The organism is Phenylobacterium soli (genome assembly GCF_003254475.1).
Classification (GTDB): domain Bacteria; phylum Pseudomonadota; class Alphaproteobacteria; order Caulobacterales; family Caulobacteraceae; genus Phenylobacterium; species Phenylobacterium soli.
On record NZ_QFYQ01000003.1, the window covers coordinates 95,795 to 102,341 of the forward strand.

9 protein-coding genes and 7 tRNA genes are annotated in these 6,547 nt (G+C 64.2%); 5 read left to right on the top strand and 11 right to left on the bottom strand.

Annotated features, from left to right (window positions below; all coding sequences use genetic code 11):
- Positions 1–9 precede the first annotated feature (9 nt).
- From DJ017_RS19800 to DJ017_RS19830, 6 genes are all read right to left on the bottom strand, one after another.
- Positions 10–981, bottom strand: coding sequence for a phage major capsid protein (locus DJ017_RS19800; protein WP_111530639.1), 972 nt, complete (start codon positions 979–981; stop codon positions 10–12).
- A gap of 44 nt (positions 982–1,025) precedes the next feature.
- Entirely contained in the window at positions 1,026–2,168 is a 1,143-nt protein-coding gene (locus tag DJ017_RS19805) for a hypothetical protein (RefSeq protein WP_165830738.1), read from the bottom strand.
- Positions 2,169–2,480, bottom strand: coding sequence for a hypothetical protein (locus DJ017_RS20910; RefSeq protein WP_227000270.1), 312 nt, complete (start codon positions 2,478–2,480; stop codon positions 2,169–2,171).
- A gap of 69 nt (positions 2,481–2,549) precedes the next feature.
- A tRNA-Thr gene (locus DJ017_RS19820) sits at positions 2,550–2,623 on the bottom strand.
- A gap of 17 nt (positions 2,624–2,640) precedes the next feature.
- Positions 2,641–2,715 (bottom strand) — tRNA-Gln (locus tag DJ017_RS19825).
- A gap of 8 nt (positions 2,716–2,723) precedes the next feature.
- Positions 2,724–2,800, bottom strand: a tRNA-Pro gene (locus tag DJ017_RS19830).
- A gap of 215 nt (positions 2,801–3,015) precedes the next feature.
- Between DJ017_RS19830 and DJ017_RS20585 the strand changes: the two genes are divergently transcribed.
- The 4 genes from DJ017_RS20585 (at position 3,016) to DJ017_RS19845 (ending at position 3,326) form a co-directional block, all read left to right on the top strand.
- Positions 3,016–3,089 (top strand) — tRNA-Trp (locus DJ017_RS20585).
- Positions 3,090–3,094: 5 nt separating this feature from the next.
- A tRNA-Ile gene (locus tag DJ017_RS19835) sits at positions 3,095–3,169 on the top strand.
- A 1-nt stretch (position 3,170) separates the two neighbouring features.
- Positions 3,171–3,246: transfer RNA gene (locus tag DJ017_RS19840), tRNA-Arg, on the top strand.
- A gap of 4 nt (positions 3,247–3,250) precedes the next feature.
- A tRNA-Arg gene (locus tag DJ017_RS19845) sits at positions 3,251–3,326 on the top strand.
- Between the two features lie 5 nt (positions 3,327–3,331).
- Here DJ017_RS19845 and DJ017_RS19850 read toward each other — a convergent pair.
- The 5 genes from DJ017_RS19850 to DJ017_RS20590 are packed head-to-tail and all read right to left on the bottom strand — an operon-like array spanning position 3,332 to position 5,521.
- The gene (locus tag DJ017_RS19850) at positions 3,332–3,649 is read right to left on the bottom strand and encodes a hypothetical protein (RefSeq protein ID WP_111530642.1); all 318 of its coding nucleotides are present in this window, start codon (positions 3,647–3,649) and stop codon (positions 3,332–3,334) included.
- A 9-nt stretch (positions 3,650–3,658) separates the two neighbouring features.
- Positions 3,659–4,288 carry a hypothetical protein gene (locus tag DJ017_RS19855; protein ID WP_111530643.1) on the bottom strand — a complete coding sequence of 210 codons (630 nt, stop codon included), beginning with the start codon at positions 4,286–4,288 and terminating at the stop codon, positions 3,659–3,661.
- The gene (locus DJ017_RS19860; protein ID WP_111530644.1) at positions 4,285–4,953 is read right to left on the bottom strand and encodes a hypothetical protein; all 669 of its coding nucleotides are present in this window, start codon (positions 4,951–4,953) and stop codon (positions 4,285–4,287) included. The genes DJ017_RS19855 and DJ017_RS19860 overlap by 4 nt, the downstream gene beginning before the upstream one ends.
- A 41-nt stretch (positions 4,954–4,994) precedes the next feature.
- Positions 4,995–5,348, bottom strand: coding sequence for a 2-C-methyl-D-erythritol 4-phosphate cytidylyltransferase (locus tag DJ017_RS19865; protein ID WP_111530645.1), 354 nt, complete (start codon positions 5,346–5,348; stop codon positions 4,995–4,997).
- Positions 5,345–5,521, bottom strand: a complete 177-nt coding sequence (locus tag DJ017_RS20590; protein WP_165830739.1) for a hypothetical protein — start codon at positions 5,519–5,521, stop codon at positions 5,345–5,347. Before DJ017_RS20590 ends, DJ017_RS19865 begins: the two co-directional genes overlap by 4 nt.
- A 95-nt stretch (positions 5,522–5,616) precedes the next feature.
- On the opposite strand from DJ017_RS20590, the gene DJ017_RS19870 reads away from it, so the two are divergent.
- A complete protein-coding gene (locus DJ017_RS19870; protein WP_165830740.1) occupies positions 5,617–6,420 on the top strand; it encodes a class I SAM-dependent methyltransferase in 804 nt (267 codons plus the stop codon).
- The last annotated feature ends 127 nt before the right edge of the window (positions 6,421–6,547 follow it).

A 6,547-nucleotide genomic window follows, 5' to 3' on the forward strand; every position in this document is an offset into this window, starting at 1 on the left:
AAGACCCGGTTAGGTCTGGAAGAGGACGCCTTGCAGCTCGGCGTTCGAGAGGGTCATGTTGCCCATCCAGATGATGAGCTTGACCATCGCGTCCTGGTTGATCGAGTTGACCTGATCCAGGGGGACCATGTTGCGGTCCCGGTGCGGCTGCCAGAACACATAGGACGTGTTCAGCATGTACATGTGGTTGGTCGGGCAACCGCCGCCGATGCCGCCGTCGAAGACGACATCCGCGCCCATGTACTTCAGGGTCTGGAAGCCGGCCTGGGCCATCTCGTCGGAGGTGATCCGCTGGATGGCTTGCAGGCTCTGGAGGTAGAAGTTGTAGTAGTTCGTGTCCGCGATGATCAGGTCCGGCCGGTCGGTCTGACGCGAGCAGCTCTGATACAGCGCGTTCATGTACTTCTGGATGTTGGCCGACGAAGCCGCCGAGCCGCCATCCGTGGTCGCCTGGTACTTCTGGTTGCGCCAGAAGGTGTAGGTCGCGCGGTTGATGCCGCCGACCGTGCCCGTGGTCGGGGCGTCGGCCACCAGAAGCTGAAGACCGCCGATCTGCTTGCCCGAGGAAGCCGTCCCGTCCGAGTACATGTCCTGGGACAGGTTGTTTTCCATGGTCTTCTCGGCCACCTCGATACGGTTTTCGAGAAGGTCGAGAACGGCGTCCTCACCCGAGTTCTGGTATTGCTCCAGACCCGACATGGTGACGGCGACGGAAGCCTGCTTCCACGAGAACTCGGCCGCGCTCAGCACGTCGGAGGGGCTCGTGTTCAGGATCTCGTACCCGCTGTAGCGCTGGAAGGTCGAGTTCTCGGCGTAGCTCAGCTCGCGCACGATGGTGCGACCGCCGGAGACCGGCTTCACGCGACCGCGCTTGTTCAGGCGGTAGAGCAGAGCATTGTTCTTGCTCATGTTGTCCGCCACGACGCCGCTGCGGTTGCGCAGCGTGGTCGTGACGATTTCGTCAAGGCCGGGAGAGGCCATGTGTCACGCTCCTGCCTCTCGCGCGGAGAGGCCGTAGCGCGCGACTACGCCCTGGATTCTACGAGCCGCTTGGCCGCCAGGAGGTCTTCGCGCAGGTTTCCGGTAGAGCCCGGAGCCGGCGCGCTGGCGCCGGGTGTGGGGGCTCCGGTGACGGACCCTGCTGCCTTGGCCGCGGCTTGCGCCTTGGCCTTCTGCTGTTCTTCCTGCGCCTTCTTGGCCTGCGCTTCCTGAGTGGCCTTCGCCGCATTCTGGGTCTGAGCCTGAATGAGGATCTCGCGGGTCTCGGGGTGCGCCCACACGGCCATGTCGTAGGCGTCTTGGAGCGTCTGGGCCTGACCCGTTTCCAGATACTTCGCGACCATCGGACGGACGTTCTCGAAGTAGATGTTGGCGGGGTTGGCGGCGAACGCATCCACCTCGGCCTGCGCCTGGGCGAGCTTTTCAGCCTCGGAGTGCTGGGAGAACTGTTGCAGTTGCTGTTGCAGGGCCTGGACCTGCTGTTGGAGCGGGGTCAGAACGGCCGCAAATTCCGGCTGAGCGGTCGGGGCTTGCTGGCCCTCCGCGCCGGTCAACTGCGGCGACTGTCCGCCTCCGAACTGTCGCAGATCGACGCCATACGAGCGGGCCAGGTACTGGATGCCGCCCACGGGGTCGCGTTCGAGATAGTCCTGTGCAGCGCACAGGGTTTTCAGGAACGTGAACTCGTCAACCCCTTGAAGGTCGAGCTTGTCCTTACGAGGCGCCATGATCTCGTCATAGCGGTTGAGCCGTTCGCCTTTCCTGCCCCACTCGGCCTTGGCGTTCTGAACCGTGTCCTCAAGCTTGTGGAAGGCTTGCTGCACTTCCGGCTTGAGGTCGGCCCATTGCGCCTTCACGGCTGCGGGCAAGGACGGGGGAATGCGGATCGGCTCCTGGGGAGCTTCCGCAGCCTCCGGCTTTGCGGTCTCGGGTTCTTTCGGGGCCTCCGGCGTCGCGGCGGCTTCGGCCGCGCCTTCCGGGGCTTGCTGTTCCTTGGCCTTGAACCGGCCGTTCTCGTCGCGGTCGGGCGACGGCGGGGCTTCGGCCTCTACCTGGGCCGGGGTCTCTGCCGCCGGGGCTTCGGGGGTCTCGATCTCGGCCGGGACCTCCGGCGCATCGAGGCTTTCGCCCCGGAAGGCCGCCTGGAGTTGTTCGCGAAGCTTGCTCACCTAGCAGCCCTTCAGTTGTTGAAGCGTCTGACGGAGAGTTTCGCGGACTGGCGGCCTGGGGCTCGCGGCACGGGACACGCTGTCGTTGCCCAGCTCGTAGCAACCCCTGGCGCGAAGTTCCCGGCGGTAGGCGCTCTTGGAATCGTACATGCGGCCATCCGCCATCGAGCGGATCGGGTCCATGCTGTCCGAGATCACATAAAGGCCGGCATCATCGCCTCGATGCCCGAAGTGTCCGGCGCACGCCTCCGGCCACGCCTCGTTGAGGTCGTGGAACTCGTGACACACGCGGCAAAGACGGGATCGCGCCATGCTTTCAGTCTGCTCTCCTGCCGCTAGTGTGCAGGCGAGTGGAGACCGCTCAGCGAGGCGCTAGAAGGTTGGAGCCCGGCTGAGGAATTGAACCCCAATCTCGGCCGTACGAAGGGCGCGTTCTGCCGTTGAACTAGCCGGGCATTGGGGAAGCGGAGGGTGGTTCAGGCGCTAGGGTTCGAACCTAGACGGGCAGAGTCAAAGTCTGCTGGCCTACCAGTTAGCCGACGCCTGATCGTGGCGTGGTCTGCGTGAGAGGACTTGAACCTCTGACCCCCTGCTTCCAAGGCAGGTACTCTACCAAGCTGAGCTACACGCAGGCTCGCGCGCGCCCCGCTTGGGGACGCGTTATGTTCGGCGCTGTCGCGGTCGAAAGGTCATTGCGGAACAATAGCAGAAACAGCTTGAATCGCAATGTCTTTTCGCCTACGGTCCAGATATGACGCTTGCGCCCGCCATATCCCGATGGCCCCTCGCCCGAATGCGGCGAAGGATGACGCACGCCTAGCGTTGGAGCCCATCGCCGCGACTTCACATGGGTGAAGCATTGTGGCGATGCATCGGTCTCCAAAACCGCCGAGGGCAGTTCGATTCTGCCCACCCATGCCAATCACAGCACCGTAGCTCAGAGGTAGAGACGCCCGCTCATAACGGGCTGGTCGATGGTTCGAATCCATCCGGCGCGACCACGGCGACGTGTTGAAACCGGAAATCATGCGGTGTTCCGAACGCCGCGTTGGAGGTTCAAGTCCTCCCGTCGCTGCCATTTCCGGGGCGTAGTGTAACGGACAGCACAGCGATCTTCTAAATCGCAGAGAGCAGGTTCGAATCCTGCCGCCTCGGCCAATCCCTTAGAAGCTCACGCTCGGTGGCGTGATCATCGGCCCATTGGGCTGGAACGGCGTCTGCGCCTGCGGGGCGCCCATGCCCGGAAGGCCCTGCATCATCTTCTGGAAGCCGGTCATGGCGTTCTGTGGAGCGCCCATCAGGTTACGCCCCGCCTGCATGAATTGGTGGCCGATGAACGAGCCGTCCGGGTTCGCTTGGTGAAAGGCTTTCGCCTTGTCCATGAACGCCTTCATCGTCTGCGGATCGGGCGTGTCGAAGGTCGGCGTCGCGAACTGCGTCGATTGGTTCAGAGCCTGGGCAAGGTATTGCGACTGGTTCATCCGTCTCTCCTATCGAAGGGCCGCAAGCCACGCTTCGCCGTTGGTCGTCGCCCCGAAGGTCCAACTCACATTCCCCGCGGTCGGGTAGGAACTTGGCGGGTCGTAATCGGACAGGCGAAGGGAGCCGAAGACCGTTCCGGCGACCGACTCCCGCGTGTTCGTCACTGTCGGCCCCGTGGGGGCGCTTGAGCCCTGATGGAAGCAGCCGGCCAGAACCCCGCTCTCGCTTCCGTTCTTCACGAACCCGGAGACCGTTACGCCGGTGGCAGAAGCGGCCTTCGCCGTGGTTTGCAGGATGGCCGTGGTCGGGCCGCGATAGATCCCATAGGCGGTGATGCAGCCGCCGGCCGTGTTGACGCTTACGCTGCCGGTGGAAATGTCACCGGAGGTCAGGGCGCGGTAGTAGAGCGCGCCGTTGAACCCGTCCCACGGCGTCCGAGCCGGCATGGCCTGCGCCGTGTAGCCGGTGACGTCCACGCCCTGGTGGGTTTTCCAGATGACGCACAGGTCGCCCGCCTGGGCGCCGCTGTAGGACACCGAGAACGTGCCGTTGGAATACCCGCCGCCCCCGCCAACGAAGGTCGCCGCGCCCGCGCCGCCCTGCCCCCACAGCGAGGCAAGCTTGATCGCTATGCTCATGCGAACGACAAGCCGCCCACCGAGCCATAGACCGTCGTCCCGCCGTCGAAAGTCACGAAGCCGACCAGGTGGATTCCGTTCGGAAACGTCGGAGTGACGCCGCCCGGCCACTTGACCGCCGCCGGCCAGGTCGGGGTCGCGCTGGAGCTGACCGTCAGCAGGAGCAGAAGCCCCTGGCCCTTGCTCGACGTGATCCCGGTAAAGGTGAAGGTCGTCCCCGCCGAGATGGATTTGGTCTGATACTCGGCCACAGACCAATCAATGGACGTCGCCGCGATGGCCTGGACGTTCTGGGCCACCGAGCCCGAGAAGGTCATGCCGCCTGTGATCGTCGGAGCGCTGGACGCCGCAGCCCCGAGGTTGGTGCGCGCCGTCGTGGCGTTGGAGACCTCGGAGAAGTTGTTGGCCACCTGGAAGACGGCGCCCGAGCCCAGCAGGGCCGCAGACCCAAGTCCGAGGTTGGCCCTAGCCGACGACGCGGAGTTCAGATCCGATAGGTTGTTGGTGACGGTGAGGTAGGACGAGCCCAGCGCCGTGATGACGAGGTTCTTGAACGTCAGGAAGGTCAGCTTCTTGAGCGGGCCGCCGGTCGGATAGATGGCCAACAGGTCGGCGTCGGACGCCGTTGTCGTGCTCGTGAGCTGGGAATAGTCCTTGTCCGCCATGGGCCGAGTGTGGCCCGGACGGTAGGGCTCTCAGCGGCGCGCTAGGGCGAGTTCTTGATGATCGCGTAGTTATAAGTGCTCGTATCTCCCGCCGTCCCCGCGACAGTGAAACCGGTCGCGGCCGTGATGGTCTTGATCGCCGGAACCGCCCCGACCGTGCCGCCGACCGTGTTCAGCGAAATGATGATCGCGTCGGAGATGGCCACCGACGTATTGCTGACGGTGACTGGCGTCGCTCCGTTCAGCACGAAGGTTCCCACCGGGCCGTTGGCGCCCTGCTTAAGGGTTCGAAGCCCCGTCACCGTGGTTTTCTTGGTCGTCCCGCCCTGGACAACAGGAACGCTCTCCGTCCCGTCCAGCGTGGATGCGGAGGAAAGCGCCGATATCTTTGTCATGGATCTAGCTCCAGAAGCGCTCCGGCCTCGGTCTCCAGCGGCACATACAGCTCATCGGTGATGTCGGCCGCGGTCAGCAGGTTCAGGGCGTCCCCGACCGAGCCGAGCAGCGCGTTGAGCTGCTGCTGGAAGCTCGGCAGGGACTTGATTGCGGGGATCGCATAACCAGCCATGCGTCAGATGATGGCCGATAATCTCAGGCCCTCAGGGGAACGCGCGACCTTGACTTTAACCACGCTACTCGCCCTAGTTGCGGGCCATGACTGACTTGACCGCGGCCGAGAGCCACTTCGCGTTCGGCGAGAACTGGAAGTCGTTCCTCGGAACCTTGGACGACGAACGGATCACCCAGGCCGAGGCTGGGCTTCGCAGGCTATTTCCGGGCGGCGAGCTTAAGGGGAAGACCTTCCTCGACATCGGCTCGGGCTCGGGGCTCTCGTCCCTTGCCGCCCTGAAACTCGGCGTGAAGTCCCTCGTCGCAACCGACATCGACCGCCACTCTGTCGAGGCGACGGCCGGGCTACTCTCGCGCCTTGCCCCTGGCGGTCCGTGGGCGGCCGAGGAGCGCAGCGTCTTCGACCTCGCGCCTTCCGATGGCCGGTTCGATGTCGTCTATTCGTGGGGCGTCCTGCACCACACGGGCGACATGTGGCGGGCCGTCGAGACCGCCGCCTCGATGGTGAAACCCGGCGGCCTCTTTGCCGTGGCGCTCTACCGGAAGACCGGGATGTGTGGCTTCTGGAAGATCGAGAAGCGCTTCTACTCTCGTGCGCCTCGATGGGCGCAAACGCCGATCCGATGGGCCTACATGAGCGCCCGCTTCGTGACCGACTTCATTCGCTTCAAGCCGATCATCCGCACCATTCGCAATTACCGAAGCCAGCGGGGGATGAGCTGGTCGCACGACGCGCACGATTGGCTTGGCGGCTATCCTTACGAGTCCGCCGCGCCGCCCGTGATCCGGGAGAGGATCTCGGCCATGGGGTTCTCGCTTGAGCGGGAATTCCTGCGCCCGGCTGGATTGGGCCTTTGGGGCTCCGGCTGCGACGAGTTCGTGTTCAGGAAGCGCTAGGGCGATTATATACTTTGCAAACCCGATGAAGCTGTGGGGGACCTATATACATCTGTGACCCATCGGGTTTGCGTCAGGCCGGGTTAGGCGCCAAGCTCTCAACCGGGGAATGAACCGGGGGGCTTAT